The sequence below is a fragment of the Novacetimonas cocois genome (assembly GCF_003311635.1).
Taxonomy (GTDB): domain Bacteria; phylum Pseudomonadota; class Alphaproteobacteria; order Acetobacterales; family Acetobacteraceae; genus Novacetimonas; species Novacetimonas cocois.
In genome coordinates, this window is the sequence record NZ_QEXL01000024.1 from 1 (window position 1) to 21,982 (window position 21,982).

General features: G+C 62.4%; 18 protein-coding genes, 2 tRNA genes and 1 pseudogene. 10 read left to right on the top strand and 11 right to left on the bottom strand.

Annotated elements, in window-relative coordinates:
- The 4 genes and pseudogenes from NJLHNGOC_RS14245 to NJLHNGOC_RS14260 all read right to left on the bottom strand — a co-directional run.
- A pseudogene (locus NJLHNGOC_RS14245) lies at positions 1-360 on the bottom strand (1-deoxy-D-xylulose-5-phosphate synthase N-terminal domain-containing protein); the annotation flags it as partial.
- 47 nt (positions 361-407) lie between these two features.
- The gene (locus tag NJLHNGOC_RS14250) at positions 408-1,295 is read right to left on the bottom strand and encodes a polyprenyl synthetase family protein (protein ID WP_113596964.1); all 888 of its coding nucleotides are present in this window, start codon (positions 1,293-1,295) and stop codon (positions 408-410) included.
- Between the two features lie 56 nt (positions 1,296-1,351).
- Positions 1,352-1,582 carry an exodeoxyribonuclease VII small subunit gene (locus NJLHNGOC_RS14255; RefSeq protein WP_110526668.1) on the bottom strand — a complete coding sequence of 77 codons (231 nt, stop codon included), beginning with the start codon at positions 1,580-1,582 and terminating at the stop codon, positions 1,352-1,354.
- A gap of 157 nt (positions 1,583-1,739) precedes the next feature.
- Positions 1,740-1,982, bottom strand: coding sequence for a sulfurtransferase TusA family protein (locus tag NJLHNGOC_RS14260; RefSeq protein WP_110526511.1), 243 nt, complete (start codon positions 1,980-1,982; stop codon positions 1,740-1,742).
- Between the two features lie 129 nt (positions 1,983-2,111).
- Between NJLHNGOC_RS14260 and NJLHNGOC_RS14265 the strand changes: the two genes are divergently transcribed.
- Positions 2,112-3,011: an ROK family protein gene (locus NJLHNGOC_RS14265; protein ID WP_113596965.1), complete on the top strand. Its 900-nt coding sequence runs from the start codon at positions 2,112-2,114 to the stop codon at positions 3,009-3,011.
- Positions 3,012-3,045: 34 nt separating this feature from the next.
- On the opposite strand, the gene NJLHNGOC_RS14270 is transcribed toward NJLHNGOC_RS14265, so the two are convergent.
- On the bottom strand, positions 3,046-3,819 hold the full coding sequence (locus NJLHNGOC_RS14270; RefSeq protein ID WP_113596966.1) for an RlmE family RNA methyltransferase: 774 nt from the start codon (positions 3,817-3,819) through the stop codon (positions 3,046-3,048).
- Complete coding sequence (locus NJLHNGOC_RS14275; protein WP_113596978.1) at positions 3,816-4,949, bottom strand: Ppx/GppA phosphatase family protein; 1,134 nt, start codon at positions 4,947-4,949, stop codon at positions 3,816-3,818. Before NJLHNGOC_RS14275 ends, NJLHNGOC_RS14270 begins: the two co-directional genes overlap by 4 nt.
- Positions 4,950-5,128: 179 nt before the next feature.
- On the opposite strand from NJLHNGOC_RS14275, the gene NJLHNGOC_RS14280 reads away from it, so the two are divergent.
- The 4 genes from NJLHNGOC_RS14280 to NJLHNGOC_RS14295 all read left to right on the top strand — a co-directional run bounded on the left by NJLHNGOC_RS14280 (position 5,129) and on the right by NJLHNGOC_RS14295 (position 8,521).
- Positions 5,129-5,202: transfer RNA gene (locus NJLHNGOC_RS14280), tRNA-Gln, on the top strand.
- 325 nt (positions 5,203-5,527) lie between these two features.
- The gene (locus NJLHNGOC_RS14285) at positions 5,528-6,622 is read left to right on the top strand and encodes a glycosyltransferase family 4 protein (protein WP_113596967.1); all 1,095 of its coding nucleotides are present in this window, start codon (positions 5,528-5,530) and stop codon (positions 6,620-6,622) included.
- A gap of 243 nt (positions 6,623-6,865) precedes the next feature.
- Positions 6,866-8,380 carry a YifB family Mg chelatase-like AAA ATPase gene (locus NJLHNGOC_RS14290; protein WP_113596968.1) on the top strand — a complete coding sequence of 505 codons (1,515 nt, stop codon included), beginning with the start codon at positions 6,866-6,868 and terminating at the stop codon, positions 8,378-8,380.
- Between the two features lie 66 nt (positions 8,381-8,446).
- Positions 8,447-8,521 (top strand) — tRNA-Val (locus NJLHNGOC_RS14295).
- A gap of 205 nt (positions 8,522-8,726) precedes the next feature.
- On the opposite strand, the gene NJLHNGOC_RS14300 is transcribed toward NJLHNGOC_RS14295, so the two are convergent.
- The 3 genes from NJLHNGOC_RS14300 to NJLHNGOC_RS14310 all read right to left on the bottom strand — a co-directional run bounded on the left by NJLHNGOC_RS14300 (position 8,727) and on the right by NJLHNGOC_RS14310 (position 11,999).
- Positions 8,727-8,969, bottom strand: a complete 243-nt coding sequence (locus tag NJLHNGOC_RS14300; RefSeq protein WP_110526495.1) for a hypothetical protein — start codon at positions 8,967-8,969, stop codon at positions 8,727-8,729.
- 129 nt (positions 8,970-9,098) lie between these two features.
- Entirely contained in the window at positions 9,099-10,988 is a 1,890-nt protein-coding gene (locus NJLHNGOC_RS14305) for a hypothetical protein (RefSeq protein ID WP_113596969.1), read from the bottom strand.
- 48 nt (positions 10,989-11,036) lie between these two features.
- Positions 11,037-11,999 carry a mitochondrial fission ELM1 family protein gene (locus NJLHNGOC_RS14310; protein WP_239021553.1) on the bottom strand — a complete coding sequence of 321 codons (963 nt, stop codon included), beginning with the start codon at positions 11,997-11,999 and terminating at the stop codon, positions 11,037-11,039.
- Between the two features lie 96 nt (positions 12,000-12,095).
- On the opposite strand from NJLHNGOC_RS14310, the gene NJLHNGOC_RS14315 reads away from it, so the two are divergent.
- Together NJLHNGOC_RS14315 and NJLHNGOC_RS14320 are read left to right on the top strand one after the other, a co-directional pair.
- Positions 12,096-13,238: a DEAD/DEAH box helicase gene (locus tag NJLHNGOC_RS14315; protein WP_338045558.1), complete on the top strand. Its 1,143-nt coding sequence runs from the start codon at positions 12,096-12,098 to the stop codon at positions 13,236-13,238.
- 256 nt (positions 13,239-13,494) lie between these two features.
- The gene (locus tag NJLHNGOC_RS14320; RefSeq protein WP_239021554.1) at positions 13,495-14,493 is read left to right on the top strand and encodes a M14 family metallopeptidase; all 999 of its coding nucleotides are present in this window, start codon (positions 13,495-13,497) and stop codon (positions 14,491-14,493) included.
- A 128-nt stretch (positions 14,494-14,621) separates the two neighbouring features.
- On the opposite strand, the gene glyA is transcribed toward NJLHNGOC_RS14320, so the two are convergent.
- The gene (gene glyA / locus NJLHNGOC_RS14325) at positions 14,622-15,908 is read right to left on the bottom strand and encodes a serine hydroxymethyltransferase (RefSeq protein ID WP_110526483.1); all 1,287 of its coding nucleotides are present in this window, start codon (positions 15,906-15,908) and stop codon (positions 14,622-14,624) included.
- 177 nt (positions 15,909-16,085) lie between these two features.
- Here glyA and NJLHNGOC_RS14330 point away from each other — a divergent pair, with 177 nt between their 5' ends.
- The 3 genes from NJLHNGOC_RS14330 to NJLHNGOC_RS14340 all read left to right on the top strand — a co-directional run bounded on the left by NJLHNGOC_RS14330 (position 16,086) and on the right by NJLHNGOC_RS14340 (position 19,628).
- Complete coding sequence (locus NJLHNGOC_RS14330; RefSeq protein ID WP_206059807.1) at positions 16,086-17,576, top strand: amino acid permease; 1,491 nt, start codon at positions 16,086-16,088, stop codon at positions 17,574-17,576.
- An 89-nt stretch (positions 17,577-17,665) separates the two neighbouring features.
- Positions 17,666-18,661, top strand: a complete 996-nt coding sequence (hemB, locus tag NJLHNGOC_RS14335) for a porphobilinogen synthase (protein WP_113596972.1) — start codon at positions 17,666-17,668, stop codon at positions 18,659-18,661.
- Between the two features lie 193 nt (positions 18,662-18,854).
- Positions 18,855-19,628 (top strand): arginyltransferase, encoded by a 774-nt coding sequence (locus NJLHNGOC_RS14340; protein WP_113596973.1) that lies wholly within the window; start codon positions 18,855-18,857, stop codon positions 19,626-19,628.
- Positions 19,629-19,694: 66 nt separating this feature from the next.
- Here NJLHNGOC_RS14340 and parC read toward each other — a convergent pair whose 3' ends face one another.
- Positions 19,695-21,917 (bottom strand): DNA topoisomerase IV subunit A, encoded by a 2,223-nt coding sequence (gene parC / locus NJLHNGOC_RS14345; RefSeq protein ID WP_113596974.1) that lies wholly within the window; start codon positions 21,915-21,917, stop codon positions 19,695-19,697.
- Between the last annotated feature and the right edge of the window lie 65 nt (positions 21,918-21,982).

The window sequence follows — 21,982 nt, forward strand, 5'->3', positions numbered from 1 at the left end:
GCCGCGCCGAACGGGTCGTATTCGCTCTCGCTGCGGCGGGTGAAGCCCGAAAGCCCGCCCGGCTGGCGCAGCGTGCGGATGCGGTCGCGCCGCCCCGTCAGGATCTTGTGCGGATAGGTCTGGTGGCCGACATCCCAGATCACCCGGTCGTCGGGCGTGTCAAACACCGCATGCAGCGCGACCGTCAGTTCCACCACGCCAAGCGACGCGCCCAGNATGCCCGCTCGTCGTCGAGACCGTGTCGATCGTCTCCGCCCGCAGCTCGTCCGCAAGCGCCTTGAGCTGCTCCACCGAAAGGTTGCGAAGGTCATGCGGGTAACGCACCCGGTCCAGATGCGCAAAACGGCCCAGCGTCGGGATCGAGCCCCAGGACTCCGCGTCGGGGGTGGNGGGTATCAGTCATGCACTCAGTTCCTGCGCTCTACCACGTAATTCACCAGATCGCGCAGGCGGTCCGCCTCGGATCCAAAGATATCCAGATGGGCCTTGGCCTGTTCCGCAAGGCGGCGTGCCTCCCGCGCAGCACCCTCGACACCGAGGAGGGCGACATAGGTGGACTTGCCCGCGGCCTCGTCCTTGCCCGCCGTCTTGCCGAGTTCCTCGGCGCTGGCGGTCGCGTCCAGCACGTCATCCGCCACCTGGAAGGCCGCGCCAAGGTCGCGCCCATAGGCCGCGATTCTCTCCCGCACATCAGCCCCGGCCTGGCCGAGAATCGCCCCGGCCTCTGCCGAGTAACGGATCAGGCAGCCGGTCTTGAGCGCATGCAGCCGCGCCACTTCCTCCAGCGACAGGGAACGGCCTTCGCCTTCCATGTCGATCATCTGGCCGCCCACCATGCCTGCAGCGCCCGAGGCCGCGGCCAGCGCCGTGACAAGCTCGATCCGCACACCGGCGTCGGAATGGGTCGCAGGGTCGGCCAGGATGCCGAACGACATCGTCTGCAGGGCATCCCCGGCAAGGATGGCCGTCGCCTCGTCGAACTTGCGATGGGTGGAAGGCTGCCCCCGGCGCAGGTCATCGTCATCCATGGCCGGCAGGTCGTCATGCACCAGGGAATACGCATGCAGCATTTCCACCGACGCGGCGACGCGATAGGCCGCGTCCCCGTCCACCCGGAACATGCTCGCGACCTCGGCCACCAGATAGCCGCGCAGACGCTTCCCCCCGCCAAGGGTGGCATAGCGCATGGCATCGATCAGGCGTGCTTCCCCGCCCTTTACCGGGGCAAGCAGGCGATCGATCGCATGTTCGATCGCCTCGGCCCGCGTGGCGAGGGACGCGCGCAGACGGACCATACGGTCCTGGCCGTCTTTTTCGGGCGAGGGTGCTGTTGTTTGGCTCATCTGACGCATCAATCCATAGATTTCGCATCCAGCGTGCCATCGGCGCGCTGGATAATCGCCTGAACGCGGGCCTCGGCCTCGTTCAACCGGGTCTCACAATACTGTCGAAGGACGGCGCCACGCTCATATGCCTTGATGGCATCTTCCAGCCTGAGCTGACCGCCTTCCAGCTGACGGACAATGCCTTCCAGTTCGGCAAGCGCGTCCTCGAAGGAAAGGGAAGTCAGTTCATCTGTCATCGGCATGTCACACTTTCATCATCTCGTGGCGCAGGAATTACAACCTTGAGCAGGCTTCTGCCAAGGGGCATGTGAACGGATTGCACCGCGTCACGGGCATGACCGGCGCGTCATTGCGCATGGATAGATGCCAATGCCCATGCAAATCCACAAAAAACTATTTATTTTCAGAAGACTGCTTGCGACGGATCACAAATGACAGGGTTCCGCCCTCTTCACCGAATGCGATCAGCGCATGCCCGGTCTCCCGGCAGAAAGTCTGAAAATCGGCCACTGACGCCCGATCCGTGGCCATGACACGCAGGCGCCCGCCGGCGGGCATGCCGCGCAGGATCCGGTTCGCTTTGAGCACGGGGAGTGGACATGTCAGTCCGCGTGCATCAAGTAGGATTTCGTTCATGCCACGTCTCTTCCTTTGATACGGAGCCCTCCGGCATGCGGGACAGGGCGGGTTTGAAGTCTGAGCAAGATCGGATCATAAAAGAAAACAAGCCATGGATGTAATCATGACGCATGAAAGTAGCTGCTGATGGGGCCTTATCGTATCGGAATCGATTTTGGGGGCACCAAGATCGAAATTGCGGCCCTGGGTCATGATGGCAAGGAACTGATCCGCCGCCGCATTACCAACCCGGGCAATTACACCGGCGCCATCCGCGCCATGTGCGAGCTGATTTCCGGCGTTGATGGGGAACTGGGCGGGGAAGGGACCGTGGGAATCGGCATTCCCGGCTCCATCAGCCCTGACACGCATGTCATCAAGAACGCCAATGCCACGTGGCTGAACAACCAGCCGCTCGACAGGGACATGACAGAAGCGCTGGGCCGGAAGGTCCGGGTGGAAAATGACGCCAACTGCTTTGCCCTGTCCGAAGCCATCGACGGGGCGGGGCAGGGGTACAAGACGGTCTTTGGGGTCATCATCGGCACGGGGATGGGCGCGGGGATCGTAACGGATCACCAGCTGATCATCGGCGCGCATCACATCGCGGGCGAATGGGGGCATGTGCCGCTGCCGTGGCCGCGCCTGGAAGAATTCCCGATGCCCAAGTGCTTCTGCGGGAATGAAGGGTGCATGGAGCGCTTCCTGAGCGGGTCCGCCCTGGCGCAGGACTGGAAAGGTCCGGGCCACCGCAGTGCGGGCGGAATCGTGGATGCCGCGGAAAACGGCGACATAACGGCCATCGGTGCGCTTGACCGGTACATGGAACGCATGGCCCGCGCCTGCGCGCTGGCGATCAATTTCCTTGATCCTGACGTCATCGTGCTGGGGGGCGGGGTTTCCAACATCGGGGAGATTTATGAACGCGTCCCCCCATTGATGCGACGTTACGCCATCACGCCCAACTGCAATACGCCGATTGTCAAGAACATGCATGGCGACAGTTCGGGCGTCCGTGGCGCGGCGTGGCTGTGGAATACGCCGTAACACCGCAATCCTCCCCCGATCCCGTCGGGGGAGGTCAGGCCTCTTCGGCCCCGCGCCCCCGGAACTCGGTGGCGATCACGTAGAGTTCGCTGGATTCCTTGCGGCTTGCCGGGGGCTTGGCGTGACGCACCTGTCCGAACGAACGCTTCATCGCCTCGAGCATCTGCTTTTCCGAACCACCCTGGAACACCTTTGCAACAAAGCTGCCGCCGGGGGCCAGGATCCGGACCGCGAAATCAAGCGCCAGTTCGGCAAGGCCGATGATGCGCAGGTGGTCGGTCGGCGCGTGGCCCGTCGTGTTGGGGGCCATGTCCGACATCACCAGATCCGCCGGTCCGTCAAGCAGCTGCGTCAGCCGTTCCGGCATGTCCGGGTCATTAAAATCCCCCTCGATGATCGTCGCGCCGGGCACGGGGTCCACCGGCAGCAGGTCAACCCCCACCACATGGCTGGCCCCACGCTTGACGGCCACCTGCGCCCAGCCACCGGGGGCCGCGCCAAGATCGACCACCCGCATGCCGGGCCTGAGAAGATGGAAGCGGTCATCAAGCTCGATCAGCTTGAACGCCGCGCGGGATCGCCATCCCTGTTTCTGTGCCGCCTGAACATAGGGGTCATTGAGCTGCCGCTGCAGCCAGCGGTGCTGCGCCGTGGTGCGGCCACGCGCCTTCTTGACGGTAACGGTCTGGTTGCGGGCGGAACGAACGGCGCTCGAATCCGCGCTAGCAAGGGATTCGCCGGGGGTCAGGCTGCTGGAACGGGATTTTCCGGGAACGCGGGGCTTCTGATCTGCTGGTCGTCTTTTCATGTAAAGGTATCGCTCGTCGGGCGCATCCGGGGCCGGACATGGGAAAAGGAAGGGGGTACCGGCTGAAAGGCGATACGCGAAGTCCTGCCGATCATGCGCAAAAGCATGCCGTCACGCAATCCTCGATCCGCCACGACGACTTCCGGCACCTGCCATGCCTGCTGGATGGCCTCGAAAATGGCGCATCCCGCCATGATGTACCGGGCGCGATCCGGCCCGATCCCCACATGGGCCGACAGACCCGCCAGATCCATGCGATTAAGGGTCCTGATGACCTCCAGCGCCCGGTTCATGGGCAGGGTGGCGCCATCGACCGTGGCGCGGTCATAGCGAACCTGCCCCAGCGCGACGCTGGCCAGGGTTGTCACGGTACCGCTTGTTCCCATCATGAGGACATTGCCGCCCGCGATTTCGCGCCGGATGCAATGAACCTTCTCGAATTCCTCCAGCTGCGTACGCGCCATCGCGACCATCGCCGCGTAACCGTCGGGCGTAAAGGCTGCGTCCCCCATCTGTTCCGACATGGTGATGACGCCCATCGGCAGGCTCAGATACCCGATCAGCGACTGGCGTGTCCGGACATGATCGGTACGCACCCACGCGATTTCCGTTGACCCGCCGCCAATATCAAACAGCAGCGCACGCTCCCGCAGCGGGGAGAAGCGCCCGTCATGCAGTAACGAGGCGCAGCTTGTCAGGGCGAGCTCAGCTTCCTCACGCGCGGAGATGATAGAGATGGACAGCCCCGTTTCATGCCGGATGGATTCAAGAAAAGCAGCCTCATTCTCGGCACGGCGGCATGCTTCTGTCGCAATGGCCGCATATTTCCTCAGACCCGCGCGACGCATCCGCGCGACGCATGTCCGCAGGGCTTCGGCCGTGCGCTCCATGGCCGCGTGGCCCAGCCGTCCCGTGCGATGCAGCCCTTCGCCAAGCCTTACGACACGGCTGAAACTGTCGATGACGCGAAAGCCACGCCCCGCCGGTGCTGCAACCATCAGGCGGCAATTATGCGTTCCCAGATCCAGTGCCGCGTACAGGGGGGCGGAACAGGATGGCTGCCTGAAATCAGACATCCCGAACATCTGGCCCTGTTCCTGTGCGGCGGGGTGGGGAACGTTGTGCAGCATCCGTACAATCCTTTGCCCTTCAAGGCATTCCGTCATTGTGGGGACTGTCCTGCGTTAAACGCAAGTCAAATATGTGATTGTGTGAAAAGATCGAAAAAAGATGGTTGCGCGCCCCAGGGCCCGATGCTATCACCCCCTCACCGCAACGACAGCGCTTCTGCCGATCAGGGCAGACCTGCTGGGGGATAGTTTAGCGGTAGAACTACCGGCTCTGACCCGGTCAGCCCTGGTTCGAATCCAGGTCCCCCAGCCATTTCCATTATAAAATCATAAATGATCATCCAGACAGACAAAACTGCATGTCCGGACGTTATCTGCATGGAAAACCGGCGCGAACGGTCCGTTGGCCAGTAATGGAAAACGCCCGGTCAGGGGAGGGCGGCTTTCCGTGCGAGCGCTCCTCATGGCCGCATAGTGCGAAAAAGCCGCGTGTGTGTTCCGACAGGTTCCTTTGTTCATGAACGACAGACTCTGATTCATAACGTGACATGACCGATTGTCGTTCAGTCAGTAGTGTTTTTTGCGCCGTTTTTGCTAAAACCGCGCATCGACAACCTGTGGCAGGAACCTGACGAGTAATGCGCATTGCCTATATTATAAATTCCCTTGAAGGCGGTGGCGCGTCTTTTCCGGTTCCCGCAATTACTTCCGTCTTTCGTCAGGCCGGGCATGAGGTCTCCATATTCGTACTGTCGCGCCGCGACGGACTGGCGCTTCCCCGACTGGAGGAGGCCGGGCTGCGCGTCGAAATCTGCCCGTTTACCGAAACGCAGCATGTGCGCACGCTCCGCTGGCTCAATCATGCGCTGACGCAATGGCGCCCCGACCTTCTGTGGACTTCGCTGATCCGTTCGGCCCTGCTGGGACAGATAGTGGGCGCGCGCCATCGCTGGCCGGTGGTCAGTTGGCAGCATTCCGCCTTTCTCAAACCTGCCAACCTTCGACTGCTGCAATCCATGCGACGGCTGTCATGTTTCTGGGTCGGGGATTCCGAGTTCGTCACGGAACTGACCCACGAACGCCTGGGCGTCCCGAAAGACCGGCTGGCATGCTGGCCCATCTTTCGCGCGACCCCGGATGCCCCCCATGCCCATGCCTGGGTCAGGGGAGAGATCATCAGGATAGGTTCCCTGGGGCGGCTGTCGCGCGAAAAGGGCTATGGCGATCTGTGCGCCGCGCTGGCCCTGATCAGGAAAAGAGGGGTCGAACTGCCGCCGTATGAAATCACGGTCCATGGCGAGGGACGGCATCGCACCTTCATAGAGGACCGCTGCAGGGCCCATGGCCTCGACATGATCCATTTTCCCGGCTTTGTCAGCGATACGCACGATTTCCTGGCGTCACAGCATATGTACGTACAGCCCTCGCGGTGGGAAGGGTTCTGCATCGCCATGCATGAGGCCATGCAGGCCGGACTTCCTGTCGTTGGCACGACGGTAGGGGAAATGAATTACTCCATCCAGGAGGGGAGGACCGGCTGGTGCGCCGCCCCGTATGATCCGCCTTCACTGGCGGATGCGCTGATCCGTGCGCTGTCACAACCGGAACAGCTGCATGCCATGGGACAGAAGGCGCGGGAGTTCGTCTGTACCAAGTTCAGTCCCGAGGCCTTTACCGAAACGGGGATGGATATCCTGCAGCGGGTTCAGGCCATCACGGGCCTGCGCAGATAATGTGCGAAAGCCGGTTTCATAGGCATAAGGAACAATGCCCGGAACCGGCAGGATGCCGGATCAGGAACTGGCGTCCTGTGCGACATGGCCGCACGGCGGACTGCCTCCCGCCCGGGCTGCTCCGAAAGTTCTATAATATATATTATGCCAACAAATCTGTCAGGCAGGATGTCCGGGTTGGCGCTTGGCGCCACATTCCTGCATCATGGAATTCCACTGATCGCACGGATTGAATTCTGACTGATGGCTGACACTTTACTGGCATGTATCCATGGCTTTGCGTTCTGTGGCATTGATGCCACACCCGTTAAGGTCGAAGTGCAACTTTCATCAGGACTGCCATCATTCCTGATCGTGGGCCTGCCGGACAAGGCCGTGGCAGAATCGCGTGAGCGCGTGCGCGCCGCGATGTCCGCCATGGGGCTGTCGCTGCCGGCCAAGCGAATTGTCGTAAACCTCGCGCCAGCAGACCTCGCCAAGGAAGGATCGCATTTCGACCTGCCGATCGCCCTCGCCCTGCTCTGCGCCATGGGGGTCGTGCCTTATGACATGCTGGCGCGGTATGCCGCACTGGGGGAACTGTCGCTGGATGGTGGCCTCAATCCCGTCCGTGGGGTGCTGTCGGCCGGGATCAGCGCCCATGAACTGTCGCTGGGCCTGATCTGTCCCCGTGCCCAGGGGGTGGAGGCCCGCTGGGCCAGCGAGGACATGGATATCCTTGCCGCGGACAGCCTCCCTGCCCTCGTCAATCACTTTCGTGGCCATCAGGTCCTGACGCCGGTCGAACTTCCGATCCCCACAAGACAGGTCGCACCGGCGCCAGAACTGGACCTGGCGGATGTCCGGGGCATGGAAAGCCCCAAGCGCGCGCTGGAAATCGCGGCGGCGGGCGGGCACTCCCTTCTGATGTCGGGTCCACCCGGTGCTGGTAAATCCATGCTGGCCGCCCGCCTGCCCGGTATCCTGCCGGACCTGACGGCGGAAGAGATTCTGGAGGTCAGCCGTATCCACAGCGTCAGCGGCATGCTGCATGATGGTCATCCCATCGTGCGCCCGCCCTATCGTGACCCGCATCATTCTACCAGTCAGGCAGCCCTGAGTGGCGGCGGCACCAGGGCGCGACCGGGCGAAGTCAGTCTGGCGCATCGCGGCGTCCTGTTTTTGGATGAATTTCCGGAATTTTCCCGGCATGCGCTTGAGACACTGCGCCAGCCCCTTGAAACCGGGTCCATTACAATCGCGCGGGCGGCCGCCCATGTGACCTACCCTGCCCGCTTCCAGCTTGTCGCGGCGATGAATCCCTGTCGCTGCGGTTATCTGGGTGATGCGGCGCAGGAATGTCGCAAGGCCCCGCGATGTGGGGAGGATTATCAGGCGCGCATTTCCGGCCCCCTGCTGGATCGCATGGATATGTGCGTCAGGGTCGAACCCGTTCCGCTGGGCCAGATCGCGGGCATGGCCCGGGGGGAATGCAGCGCCATCGTGGCGGAGCGGGTTGCCGCAGCCCGTGAACGGCAGAAATGCCGGCAGGACGGCCTGCGCAATGCGGAAGCCAGTATCGAACTGTTCCCCATCCAGTCCGCCGCGCGCGATTACGCCGTCATGGCATCGGAGCGTCTGGGCCTGTCGGCGCGCGGCTACACCAGACTGCTGCGCGTGGCGCGGACAATCGCGGATCTGGCGGCCGTGGCAGAGATCGGACAGCCCCATATCGCCGAAGCCCTTGCCTATCGCCTTCGACGTCCGGCGCGAAGATAAAAATCCTGCGCCGGGGTGCTTGCATCCTGATAAAGGATCGACTAATAACACGTCACCGACACGGATGGGTGCGTAGCTCAGCGGTAGAGCATCGCCTTCACACGGCGGGGGTCACAGGTTCAATCCCTGTCGCACCCACCATCCGGAACTTTCCCATACAATTCAGATACGGCAGACGAAACAGGCATTTCTGGTTCGTGTCCGAATTCTGCCTTGCGAATACTTTGGCGTATCCGTCATTTGTCCATCATTCGTGGATACAACGTCCAGTCCGATGATGGTCCCGTCGCCCTATGAAATCGCGTGATCCGCTCCCTTGACGCGAACGGATCACACAGGTCCCGGATCAGCGGACCTTCTTTTCGCCCATGATGTGGCTGCACAGCGTACGCAGTTCTTCCGCTGTCACGCCTTCGGGGTTGTGCTCGGCCTTCTTGGCGATCTCCTTTTCCACGCCGGCATGTTCCTTACCGACATGGGCGGCCAGCATGGTGATTTCTTCACGAGTCAGCAGCTTGGGCTCATGATGCCCACGGGCCGCCAGCTTCTGAAGGTGTTCGGTGGCGGAAGGTGTATGTGAATCGGTCATCTTGATGGTCCTTTGTTATCCCGTCATCCTATCGTGTCCGTGACACATGGATAAGAAACGCATTGGCATGGCGGGGTTACGTGAAAAGCGCAATACCCTGCCCTGCGCCGCAGGTCTGTCCCTGCCCCTTCAGAATCCGAACATGTGGTCGAGCGAGAAGGTGCCGTCTTCCTGCATGCGGCCATGATATCCGAACAGGCGGCACGATGTGTCCCGGATCATGACATATCCACCGCTGCCCGCCCGTTCGATGGCGTCTGTCCCGAAAATGCGATGGGGCCAGAGCGTGACCGATCCGCGCGCGGGAATGCTGATCTGTTTTTCGTCCAGCCTGCAGCCTGTTTCATCATGCAGGACCAGCAATGTCCGCGACGCGGCATGCCATGTCCCGGAAACGGGATAGATCAGGTGACAGAAACAGGGCGGATATCCTGCCCCGGCCTGAAGGAACAGGCGCGTGGTAAGGCCCGGCGGCGGACCGGAATAGGACTGCGGTTCATTGCGGTATGTCATGACCGTATTGAAAATATGCGCCCCGAAACTGGTTTCGGCGACATGGCCCGTCTGGCGGTCCTCATACCTTATCAGCGCATGCAGCCAGCCGTCCGCCTCCCCCCCGTCACGAAAATCGTAAACCAGTTCGCCATGACCCGCCTGGCCCGTAATGGCGGACAGGTCCTGCGCCACGTCATGGTCACGCGCCAGGCATCCCAGGAAACGCGATCCGGCCTGACGTCCTTCCTGATCGAAACAGTCGATACGCACCGGCATGGTGCCCAGCGCCTGCGACATTGGCGTGGGCTGCACGGTCGTGATGTAGCGCGCGGGATCGGGAACGGGAAACGGGAGGAGATAGCCGCGCCCGAAAAATTCCGGGGGCAGATGGGCGATATGCGGATCGGCCACCAGATCGGCACGTTCAACATTCAGATGCGCGATACGGTTCGAACCACCCGAGCGGATTTCGTAACGCGGCCGCACGACATGCTGGCCGCTATGGAATTCAAGCTGTCCGGGCCAGCGCATGTCCGGCAGGCAGTCATTTATGCACAGGCCAACGGTTTCATACGGCCCAACGGCCCAGTCGATGGAAAACCGGCTGCCGCGCCCCATGCGGTTCAGTCCCATTGTCCCGGCGGGAATGGATACCGCATGGCTGTTCTGGACCCACAGGATCACCTTTTCCCCCTCACGCGGGGCAGGCAGGTTGGCGTAACACTGCGCGGGCCAGGCATTGGCGTCATGCGTAACGGAAAGCGTATCGCGCGCGCCTGTCCCCTGAATTTCAAGGGCGTATTTCACGACATCATGTCCCGCGACATCCAGCACGTGAATGAACAGCTGCCCGACGAACGCGTCCAGGCCGAAACGACGCCGGATCGCGCCGCTTTCCAGCACGATCGACTGATCCGGCGCAAAGGGGCCTTCGGTCCAGGTGGCAAGGGGACGGCCATCCTCATCAAACAGCCGCAGCCATAACCGGACACTTCCCGCCCCGTAACGCGCCCAGTAATTGGTGGTGACCACGCGGGTGGACAGCCCGTCCGCATCGCGGAAAAAAGCATGGTTGACCGCGAAATTCAGACGGTCGAGATAGGTGTTCCTTACCGTCAGCATATCATCGGGCAACCGAATGTCTGACAGTGTGAAGATCTCCATCTCCGCCGGCAGGATATCGCGCAGCCGGGCGCAGACCCGCTCACGCTCGAAATCGAGCGCCCATACCGCGCGCACCTGTGCCTGCGGCAATGCCGTCAGGGGACGCGCCACATGCTGCTGCGCGATATGTTCACCGATTTTCAGGCTGTCATGGACATAAATTCCCTCGATCGGGATGTCACCGGGCAACAGCGCCAGAAGGGTCCGCGCATGCCCCGCCGGATCATAGATCGCAATGGGTCCTTCCGCCTGAAACCTGCGCACCAGCGCCGCCAGTCGCTCGGCCGCCAGCGGATGGGAAAATGCCTTGTAGGCGATATTGCCGCCGGTGCGTGCGTCATAGGTGCGGATATCGAGCATGTCTGCTTATGTCACAATTACCTTCTGAAAACACGTGTTATTCGTACGTCATTTTAGCTGCAGCCTGTGACGCATCTCATCCGCCATGAGTTGCGTATCATCCAGGGGACGCACGCTCCAGTCCTGCATGCGGCCATCGAACATGCGGATGCGCCCCGCGTGCGACAGGTCATTCAGGAACAGGCCGATCCGCCGGGACCTGCCCGGCAGCGGGATCACCATGACCGGCACATCGGTCGCCACCGCCTCCGACACCATTGAAATGCTGTCGGCCGTCACGACAATCGCATCGGCACAGGCCACAAGGCCCAGATAGGGGTTTTCGCCTGTCATGTCCCACACCCATGCCTCCTTGGGCGACAGGGCGCGTGACAGGATTTCGCGTGCCTGCACCCCGGTCCGACGCGACGGGGTTACGGCGACCCCCACGCCATCGCGATCCATCATCCGCCCCAGTTGCGCCGCGATGGCGTGGGCTTCATCCGCCCCCAGCCTGAAACGCCCGTTCCCCCCTCCGACCAGGACGCTGACCAGCGGACGGGGCAGATGCGCAAGGCGCGGCATCCATATGCGCCGTGCCTCCGCCAGACGGGCGGGGGAAACGCCATGCAGCGCCGTGCGGGAGAGAAGGACATTCGGGCCGGAGATTTCGTCATGCCGGTTGGCAATCACCAGATCAAACCGGCGCAGCGGCATGCGCGGATTCTGGATCTGCACCACCCGACCGCCCCGTGCACGCAGGGCGGCGCCGATCGCCCCGCCCGTCCCGCCAATACTGATCATCAGGCCGGACGGTTCCATGCAGCCGGACGGAATGTCCAGCGGGCGGATCGCACGCAGCGGCATCGGCCACCATGACGCCGGCAGCCTTCGCCAGCCGGCACGGACCGTGACCGGGCACAGGACGGGATGCAGTCCCGCGCGCTGCGCCAGCCCGAACGCCTGGGATTTCATGCCGGCAAAATCTTCGGCGATGACCCCCACCGGATCACGCGGGCTGCCATCATCCATGGAAGGACACATCATGCCCCGCATCTGGCGCAGGCGGAATCACGGCGTCAATCCCTTTCCCTTTTCCACGCGGCACAAAGCACTGTATGGCTTGGCATGATGAGCGACGATCCTTCCCCTTCATTCGCCGATCTCGGCCTGAACGCGCCCCTGACCGACAATCTGTCGCGCATGGGGGTACGTATCCCTTCCCCCATCCAGCTTCAGGCGATCCCGCCGATTCTGGCGGGTCGCGACGTGGAGGGCGCGGCACCCACCGGAACGGGGAAAACCATTGCGTTCGCGGCCCCCCTGACGCAGCGCATGCTGGCTGCGCCACAGGCGCGCAGTCCCCGCAACGTGCGCATTGCATGCCTTTCCCCGACCCGCGAACTGGCGAACCAGACCGCCGGTACATGGCGGGCATGCTTCCGGGGCTCGGGCCTGCGCGTCACGGTAGCCATCGGCGGCCTGCCAAAGGCACGGCAGATGCGGGATCTGGAGGATGGGGCGGACGTACTGGTCGCCACGCCGGGCCGCCTGCTAGACCTGCTGTCCGAGGGGGCCGTGGTCCTTGATTCGACGACCGCCCTGGTCGTGGATGAGGCGGATCGCATGTTCGATCTGGGCTTTGCGCAGGATACGCTGGACATCGCGTCGCGTCTGCCTGTCACCCACCAGACGCTGCTGTTTTCCGCGACGATGCCCGACGAGATCATCGCCCTTGGCCGAAAGCTTCTGCACAGGCCGGTAAGGATAACAGTCGATGCCACATCGGCCCCCCCGCCCCGCATCCGCCAGCAGGTGATGTTCGTCCCCCTCCGGCGCAAGCTTTCCGCGCTGGTTGCCTTCCTTTCCTCCCACGCGGCGCGACGTGTCCTGATCTTTACCCATACCCAGCAGCAGGCGGATGACCTGATGAACGCGCTGGGCCGGGACATCCCCTGCGGGGTCATGCATGGCAGGCACACCCAGGCGCGACGCGAACGGACGCTGCGTGATTTCAGGGCGCACAGGCTGGATGTCCTGATCGCCACGGATGTCATGGCACGCGGCATCGATGTGGAGGATGTCACGCTTGTCGTGAACTATGACATCCCCCGACAGCCCGAATCCTATGTCCATCGCATCGGACGCACCGCGCGCGCGGGACGGCAGGGCAGCGCCCTGTCGCTGTGCGCGCCCGATGAACGGCAGATGCTCAAGGACATAGAACGCGTCACGGGGGCAAGGCTGAAGGCCGTCGAACCGCCTGCGTGAACATGAAGGCAGGTGCGTGAACCGGGCCGATGAACACACCGGGGACCAATGGCGTATAAATGAACATGTCACGGATTGCGGCATGGCCCCAAGGCGATAAACTCGGTCCCATGATTCATGCCCCGGCCCCGGTCAACGTCGCCAGTCAACGTCGTATGGATGCCGCATGTTCTGTCGTGCGGGGCGGGCCGATCCGATGAAATCCGCCCGTCCACCCCAGATAATACCGGTCAGGACACGCCGGAGCGGCGTTTTCATGGAAACACTGCCCCCGCCCCCTGCCCCGCTGCCCCATTTCGAGGTCGAGATCATGCCGCCGGATCTCTCCCCCTGGCGGGAGGGAAACTGCGGCATTCCCGGCGTCATGCATTTCGAAAGCCGTCGCGTCGGACCGCACGTTGTCGTGGTGTGCCTGATCCATGGCAACGAATATACGGGGGCGATCGTGATGGATGAATTCCTGCGCGCGCGCCTGCGTCCCCTGTCGGGTCGCCTGTCGGTCATTTTCGCCAACATGACCGCGCTGGATCACTTCGACCCTGCCCATCCCATAGCAGCACGTTTCATGGACGAGGACATGAACCGCGTCTGGTCCCCCGAAAGGCTGCAGGGCACGCGTTCCTCCTGCGAACTGGACCGCGCGCGCCAGATCCTGCCGGTCATCCGCACGGCCGACATTCTGGTGGACCTGCATTCCATGCTGTGGCCCGGCAGGCCGCTGGTCCTGTCAGGACGTGGTCCGCGCGGCATCGCCCTTGGTCGCCAGATTTCCGCAACAGACCTGATCATTGCCGATGATGGACATGCCGACGGCACGCGCCTGATCGATTTCGAACGCTTTGCCTCACCCGCCACCACAGCACGCGCCTGCCTGCTGGAGGCGGGACAGCACTGGCAGCGCCGCACGCTCGACACGGCGCGGCAGGCCGTGCGGGCCGTCCTGCGCCCGTCATGCTTCATGTCGCAATCCACCGCGTCTCAATCCGGTGGCGGGGCAACGGTGAAAAAAAGGACACGGTGCATGGTGGTGACGGATCTTGTCCGCGCCCATTCGTCACGCTTCGCGTTTGTCACGCCCTTCGCGGGCGGGGAAATCATCGCCCGGCGCGGCACGCTTCTCGCGCGTGATGGCGATGATGAAATCCGCACGCCCTATGACAACTGCATGCTGGTCATGCCCAACCTGCGGCCCGGCCGGGGCCAGACGGCCTTACGGCTGGCCCGGCATGATCCGCAGATGACGGGCCAGTCCTGAGAAGACCGTTTGAAAAGACAGGCCAGCAATACACTGAAATTACAGGTTATTTTAAAACAGTCTTCAGGAGACTTGCGGGAACGCAGGGAAGGACATCTTGCCTCCGCGCCCCCGCCGGTCAGGAAAAATCAGGCATAGATCGGGAAACGGTCACACAGCGCCTTGACGCGCGCATGGACGGCCTGTTCGGTCTTGGGGCAACCTTCCTCCCCGGCCTTGGCAAGGGCGGTCAGAACCTCGTCGATCATCAGCCCCACCTCACGGAACTCAGCCGCGCCGAATCCACGCGCGGTGGCCGCCGGGCTTCCCAGACGGATGCCGGAGGTAATGGCGGGCTTTTGCGGATCAAACGGAATGGCGTTCTTGTTGGCCGTGATGCCGGCACGCTCAAGGCTGCGTTCCGCTGCGCGGCCCGTAACCCCCTTGGGACGCAGGTCGACAAGGATAAGGTGGCAGTCCGTCCCGCCAGTGACGATGTCGAAACCGCGTTCCACAAGCGTTTCGCCCAGAACCCGCGCGTTATTTGCCACGGCCTTCTGGTAATCCGCGAAATCGGGACGCAGGGCCTCGCCAAAAGCGACGGCCTTGGCCGCGATGACATGCATCAGCGGACCACCCTGCAGGCCGGGGAACACCGCCGAATTGATTTTCTTGGCCAGATCGGCGTCATTGGTCAGGATCAGGCCGCCACGCGGCCCGCGCAGGGTCTTGTGCGTGGTGCTGGTGACGACATGGGCGTGCGGCACGGGCGAAGGATAAAGCCCGGCGGCGACCAGACCCGCGAAATGCGCCATGTCCACCATCAGGAAGGCGCCCACTTCGTCCGCGATGGCGCGGAAACGGGCGAAATCGATGATACGGGGATAGGCCGAGCCACCGGCGACGATCAGCTTCGGCTTCGCCTCGCGCGCCAGACGCTCCATTTCCTCGTAATCGAGCAGGCCGTCTTCTTTGCGCACCCCGTACTGGACCGCATTGAACCATTTCCCGGAATAGTTCGGGGCCGCGCCATGGGTCAGATGTCCCCCGGCGGCAAGGCTCATGCCCAGGACGGTATCGCCCGGACTGACCATCGCCATGAACGCCGCCTGATTGGCGTTCGCGCCCGAATGGGGCTGCACGTTGGCGAATTCGGCGCCGAACATCTTTTTCACACGCTCGATGGCCAGCGTCTCGACCTTGTCCACCTCGACGCAGCCACCGTAATAGCGACGGCCGGGATAGCCCTCGGCATATTTGTTGGTCAGGACGCTGCCCTGCGCGGCCATGACGGCGGCGGACACCATGTTTTCACTGGCGATCAGTTCGATACCATCGCGCTGACGGACCTTTTCCGCCTCGATGATACTGGCGACAGCAGGATCGGCCTCGCCGAGGGGGCTGCGAAAAAACTGCTTCAGGCCTGTCTGGTTCATAGGGTCCGACACCGTTATAATTCTCCATCGTCTAAAGACGGCTGATGCCTTCCTTTTGCAAGAGGGCATGGATACAGCGTTGCTATGTGCCATATCGTGGCGGTTAGACAACGCCAAAATGACGGAGCATCCTGATTTGATCCTTTCGTATGTCGTGACCTGCGGGAAATACTCCGCATGACCCGTGCTGTACGCAGCCGTTTCCTGCCTTCGCTGTTGCGTCGGCAGGACGTTTCGGTGCAGGCCGCCTCCGCCGGGGGGCTGAAACGGGTTCTCGGGCCGGTCAACCTGATCGCGCTGGGTGTCGGGGGGACGATCGGCGCGGGCCTGTTTTCCCTGACGGGCATCGCCGCATCCACCAATGCGGGTCCCGCGGTTGTCCTGTCCTATCTTCTGGCGGCCATCGCATGCAGTTTCGCCGGGCTGTGTTACAGCGAACTGGCCAGCATGATCCCCATCGCCGGCAGCGCCTATACCTATGCATATGCCGCGCTGGGGGAACTGGTGGCATGGATCATCGGATGGGATCTGGTGCTGGAATACGCCGTGGGGGCGGCGGCCGTCTCCGTCAGCTGGTCGCGCTATGTCGCGTCACTGCTGGCGGGATGGGGAATCATGATTTCGCCCCGCCTTACCGCCTCGCCGTTCGAGACGGTGGTGCTTTCCGATGGCACGCAGGCGCATGGGCTGATCAACCTGCCTGCCGCGTTCATCATTGTCGCCATTTCGCTGCTGCTGATACGCGGAATTTCTGAATCCGCGCGGGTCAATGGCGTCATCGTTGTCATAAAGCTGCTGATCATCGCGGCGGTGATCGGGTTCGGCCTGCCTTATATCAAGGTGGCGAACTACTCCCCCTTCATTCCGCCCAATACGGGGGAGTTCGGTCATTTCGGCCTGTCGGGCATCATGCGGGCGGCGGGAACGATCTTTTTCGCCTATGCCGGATTCGACGCCATATCGACCACGGCGCAGGAAACGCGCAATCCCGGACGCGACATGCCGATCGGCATCCTGGGCAGCCTGCTGATCTGCACGCTGGCCTATGTGCTGTTTTCATTCGTCCTGACGGGACTGGTCAATTACAAGGACATGCTGAACGATGCCGCCCCGGTGGCGACAGCCATTGACCAGACACCGTTCGGATGGCTGAAGGTCGCGGTCAAGGCGGGCGTCATCTGCGGGTTCACGTCGGTCCTGCTGGTGCTGCTGCTGGGGCAGAGCCGCGTCTTCTATGCCATGTCGCGCGACGGGCTGCTGCCGCGCATGTTCAGCGTGACCCATTCGGTGCGCAGGACGCCGGTTTACTCGCACCTGTTCTTCATGCTGCTGACCGGCAGCTTCGCCGCGTTCCTGCCCATAGATCAGCTTGCGCACATGACCTCCATCGGGACCCTGCTGGCCTTTGCCATCGTGTGCCTTGGGGTCATCATGCTGCGGATCCATGAACCAGACCGCAAACGCGTGTTCCGGGTGCCGGGGGGCTATGTCATTCCCGTGCTCGGCATCCTGTCGTGCCTTGCCGTCATGGCGTCGCTGGATGGCCTGACGTGGATACGTCTCGTGATCTGGCTGGCGGTGGGAATGGTGATCTATTTCTGTTACGGGCGGAACAACAGCGTGCTGGGCCAGCGGGAACGCGCGGACACGCAGGCAACGCGGACATGAGTCATGACCGGCGCGTTAACGCATCATAATTTGGCATCGCGCCGGTCGGGTCCCATACTCCGGCCAGTTTTTTCAGGAGGCTGCATTTCATGACCATCGGTCGCTTTCCCCATACCCGCCTGCGCCGCAACCGTCGCGACAGTTTCACGCGACGCCTGGTGCGCGAAACGACGCTGACGACCGATGACCTGATCTGGCCGATTTTCATCACCGAGGGCACGGGCGTAGAAACCGATGTCGCGTCCATGCCGGGCGTGAAGCGTGTCAGCCTCGATCGTCTTGCCGCCCACGTGGCGCCGGCGGCTGAACTTGATATCCCTGCCCTTGCGCTGTTTCCCATCACGCCCCCCGAACTGCGCGATGAAAAAGGGACGGAGGCGATGAACCCCGACAACCTGATGTGTCGGGCCGCGCGCCTGCTGAAGCAGGAATTCCCTGAAATCGGCCTGATCGGGGATGTCGCGCTCGACCCCTATACCAGCCACGGACATGACGGCCTGATTGTCGACGGATATGTCGTCAACGACCCGTCGGTGGAGGTTCTGAAGGACCTTGCGCTCAATCAGGCGGCAGCCGGCATCGACATCATCGCGCCGTCGGACATGATGGACGGGCGTATCGGCACCATCCGCGAAACACTGGATGCGCAGGGCATGGTGGATACGCGCATCATGTCCTATGCCGTGAAATACGCCAGCGCCTTTTACGGCCCTTTCCGTGACGCGCTGGGATCGGGCGGCCTGCTGAAGGGGGACAAGAAGACCTACCAGATGGATCCCGCCAACAGCGAGGAAGCCCTGCGCGAAGTGGCGCTGGACCTGGCCGAAGGGGCGGACATGGTCATGGTCAAGCCCGGCATGCCCTATCTGGATATTATCCAGAAGGTTCGCGAGAAATTCGCGGTCCCGACCTTTGCCTATCAGGTATCGGGCGAATACGCGATGATGATGGCGGCGATCCAGAACGGATGGCTAGACCGGGACCGGACGATTCTCGAAAGCCTGCTGTCCTTCAAGCGCGCTGGCGCCAACGGGATCCTGACCTATTTCGCCCTGGATGCGGCGCGCCTTCTGCTGAAAGGCTGATGATGCCAGCCGGGCGCGGCGTCGCAAAAGAGATGTGATCGCAGCGCCATTGCGGTTTGTAATGCGAACCCGCCAGAGATACGTTATCATCAACCCCGTAGTTCTGTTCCTTCGCCTTTCCATCCCGCCTTTTCCAACAGGCGATATCCCCGGAAAGGCGAAAACGGGCGTCGTAATTTGCTGGTGAAAACGTATGACCCATACATCACCACGGCATCCGCAGCTGTTCTATACCACTGCACCGATGCCCTGCCCCTACCTGCCGGATCGCATGGAACGCAAGGTCGTGACCGATATCACGGGTCCGCAGGCGGAGCAGCTTCACAACCGTCTGTCGGGTGCGGGTTTCCGACGCAGCCACACGATCGCCTATGCCCCTGTCTGCGCCGGATGCAACGCCTGCGTTCCCATCCGTCTGCCGGTCGGCCGTTTCCAGCCCGACCGCACCCAGCAGCGCGTATTCCGCCGCAACCGCGACCTGTGCGCCATGGACGTGCTGCCGCGTGCGACGGAAGAACAGTTCGCGCTGTTCCGTCGATACCAGCAGTCACGACATGGCAATGGCGACATGGCGGCCATGACCGTCGCCGATTACCGCAACATGATCGAGGATACGCCCATCCGGACCTTCATGATCGAATTCCGGGCGCGCGATGGTCAGCTGGTCTGCGTCAGCCTGCTGGACCGGGTCGAGGATGGCCTGTCGGCGGTCTATACTTTTTTCGAACCCGACATGCCGCGCCGTTCGCTGGGGACCTATGCCATCCTGCATCTGGTGGAACGGGTGCGGATGATGGGGATGGCCTGCCTGTATCTGGGATACTGGATCAAGGGTAGCCCCAAGATGGCTTACAAATCGCGTTTTCGCCCCGCCGAAATCATGCGACGCGGCATCTGGACCGAACTGTCTGGACCGCAGGCCGACACATCGCATTTCCTGCCGGTCCTGCCGGTCACGGTTGGATAATGCATTCCTGACAATCCATGTCATGCCCCTGCCCTAACTGACCGGGCGGGGGGCGACAATGATGATTCAGTCGGCCTTGCGCGGCCTGCGCAACGCCCATGCCGGCGCAGGACGACCCACGTCGCCACGTTTGCCCATCATGTCCTTCAGGTCCGCCATGGTGCGCACCCGCTGTGGATCGGGCCATGCCACGCCCTGTGCCTGCGCGAACACGACGGCATCGCGAAGATGGCCTTCCTTGTATTTCTGCAATGCCACGCCAAGGCCACGCGTCATTTCCGGCAACTGTTCCAGCGGGAAGACAAGCATGCGTTTGTTGCTGCCGATCACCAGCACATGATCCCCCTGGGCGGGCACGCATATCTGGGCGCTTTCCCCGTCCTTGAGGTTGAGGACCTGCTTGCCTGTCCGTTTTTCGGCCACCATGTCCTCCTCGCGCACGATCATGCCCCGCCCGGCGCTGGAGGCCAGAAGGCGACGATGATCGGAGTTCACGGGAAAGAGCGTGATGATATCTTCCTCATTGGACAGTTCGATCGTCAGCCGCAGCGGCTGCCCGTCGCCACGTCCGCGCGGCAGGTCGGCGGCCCGCAACGTAAAGGCCCGACCATCGGTTGCGAAACAGCAAAGCCGGTCCGTGCTCTGGCATTCCACGATCAGGCGAAGGGAATCGCCTTCCTTGAACTTCTGGCTTTCCGGGTCGATGCCATGTCCGCGCACCGCCTTGATCCATCCCTTCTGCGACAGGATGACACTTAGCGCCTCGCGATCCACCGGCAGGGCGGCGGCGATATCGATCGCCGCCGGCGGCGCGGCCAATGTGCTGCGACGCGCGCCCAGCGCGCCACTGCCGAATTTTTTCTGGATCGCCCTGATTTCGGACGTGATGTGTTTCCAGCGCAGTCCTTCCCTGTCCAGCAGCGCCAGAAGGCCCGTCCGCTCTTCCGTCAGGGCGGCATGTTCCTTGCGGATTTCGGTTTCTTCCAGCTTGCGCAGGCTGCGCAGGCGCATGTTCAGGACAGCTTCCACCTGAAGCTCGCTCAGGTCAAAAGCCGCCATAAGGGCCGCGCGCGCGTCATCTTCCTCGCGGATGATGCGGATGACTTCGTCAAGGTTCAGATAGACCGCAAGAAATCCGTCAAGGATTTCCAGCCGCCGGTCCACCGCCTCCAGCCGGTGGCGCGTCCGGCGCAACAGGACGTCATGGCGATGGTCAAGCCATGCCTGCAGCACGTCCTTGAGGCTGCGCACGCCCGGCACCTGATCGGCGCCCAGCACGTTCATGTTCAGGCCAAAACGGCTTTCGAGAGGCGTTGCGCGAAACAGCGTTTCCATCAGGACTTCGGGTTCGATGCCGCGTGATTTCGGCTCCAGCACCAGGCGGATATCGACGGAGCTTTCGTCGCGGATATCGCCCAGCAGCGGAAGCTTCTTCTGCTCCATCAGGTCCGCGACCTGTTCGATCAGGCGCGATTTCTGGACCTGATAGGGGATTTCGGTCACCACGATCTGCCACGTGCCGAAACGCCCCTGCTCCACGCTCCAGCGCGCGCGCATGCGAAAGCTGCCACGCCCGGTTTCATAGGCCCGGACAATGGCGTCACGCTCCTCCACGATGGTGCAGCCGGTGGGGAAATCAGGACCGGGCATCACGTCAAGCAGTTCAGCCGTCGTCGTCGCCGGCCTGCGAATCAGCAGCATGGCCGCATCGCAGATTTCCCCCACGTTATGCGGCGGAATGCTGGTGGCCATGCCGACGGCAATGCCCGCCGCCCCATTGGCCAGAAGATTGGGGAACGCCGCCGGCAGGACAACGGGTTCATGCTCCTCCCCGTCATAGGTGGGACGGAAATCGACGCTGTCTTCGTTGATGCCCTCCAGCAGGGCCTTGGCCACTTCCGTCAGACGGGCTTCGGTATATCGCATCGCCGCGGCATTATCGCCATCGACGGAACCGAAATTCCCCTGCCCTTCGACAAGGGGGTACCGCACGGCGAAATCCTGCGCCAGACGGACAAGCGCCTCGTAAACCGAGGCATCGCCATGCGGATGATATTTACCGATGACATCGCCCACCACGCGCGCGCATTTCTTGAACCCGGCGGTCGGATCCAGCCGCAACTGCTGCATGGCGAAAATCATGCGTCGATGAACAGGCTTCAACCCGTCGCGCACATCCGGCAGGGAACGCGACATGATCGTGGACATGGCATATGCCAGATAGCGCTCGCTCAGCGCATCGACGAGTTTTGTATCCTCAACATGACCACGCGTGACATCGACAGACATGAAAACTCCTCCTGCAGGGGAGAACAGATAGCGAAAACGAAGGCATTGTCCAATGGCCCAATGCC